We start from the raw sequence: 1,214 nt of genomic DNA, 5'->3' as shown, positions 1-1,214 counted from the left end.
CACGACCCCTGGGGGCAGATCTACACACGAGACTGGTTCAAGAACGTCAATAGCTCGCGCATGAACAACGTCGAGTTCCGCACCCGCGACTTCGACAGCACCACCGAAACCGTCATGAATGACGAGCAAAGCAGCATCGTGCGGGGCCGCTTCGCCATCCTGCGCGACCTGCTCAATGCCGAAGGCATCAGCGACCTGAGCATCGGCCAGATGGTGTTATTGACCCAGTTCGCCAGTCATCATCAAAAAATGGTGCTGGTGGACTACGGCACGCCGCAGGCCATCGGCTTTGTGATGGGCCATAACCTGCACCGTAACTACTGGGACACCGACGCCCACCTGTTTGATGACCTCAAGGCCGGTCGCGACAAGGGCTTCGGCCCTTGGCAAGACATCTCGATGAAGGTCACCGGCCCGGTACTGGTCGACCTGAGCCACAACTTCGCACAAGCCTGGGACCTCGAAAACCCGTGGTACACGCGCTGGTTTGCCGATACATCGCTGCGAAAAGAACGCGACGCCCTGCCCATCCCCGACGTAGTCACCACCACCGCCCACAGCGTGGCGCAGGTGTGCCGCACCCAGCCGCAGTACGGCGAAAAATCCATTCTTGAGCACTACATCAAGGCCATTGGCAACGCCCGCGACTACGTGTACATGGAAAACCAGTATTTCCGTTACAGCGACTTTGCCAAGCGCTTGAGCACCATCGCCAAAACCCGCAAAAACCGGGGCGCAAAGGGCGACATCTACCTGTTCGTGGTTACCAACACACCCGACTCAAAAACCGCCTCGGGCACCACCTACGAAATGCTTCAGGCGCTGGGTCAGGAACAGCTCATGCCCCAAGTTCAACGGGATCTGGCTCAAGGCCTGACGGAGCATCTGGAAGACCTCGAACACCTGAAAAACACTCCGCCTTTCCAGCCCTACCAGCTCCCTGCCCACCAGGAGAAAATCCAGAAACTGCAAGCCAAGGTCGACGCCTTGCTTGAGCAAGGCATTACGCCAGAGGTGGGTGAACGACTGGACGGCCTGACCCCGGAACAGATCGCCGAACTGGCCGCCAAAACGGATGCGGACAAAAAGCCGTACGAACTCAGGGAAATCCCCGGCCTGAAAATCATCATTGCGACCCTCGCCACCAGCGACCCGGCTCCGGGAAGTGCACCGCCTCTGCCCATGTCGGCCGAGACTGAAGCCCAGCTCAACGC

The 1,214-nt window shown here is 59.1% G+C and carries 1 protein-coding gene; it reads left to right on the top strand.

What is annotated here, in order from left to right; translation table 11 throughout:
- A partial coding sequence (locus FJD38_RS24395; RefSeq protein ID WP_280116040.1) for a phospholipase D-like domain-containing protein occupies positions 1 to 1,214 on the top strand: 1,214 nt, incomplete at both ends.

Source organism: Pseudomonas saxonica (assembly GCF_007858365.1).
Taxonomy (GTDB): domain Bacteria; phylum Pseudomonadota; class Gammaproteobacteria; order Pseudomonadales; family Pseudomonadaceae; genus Aquipseudomonas; species Aquipseudomonas saxonica.
The sequence above is the reverse complement of the archived record's forward strand: the minus strand, read 5'-3'. Positions and strand labels throughout refer to the sequence as shown.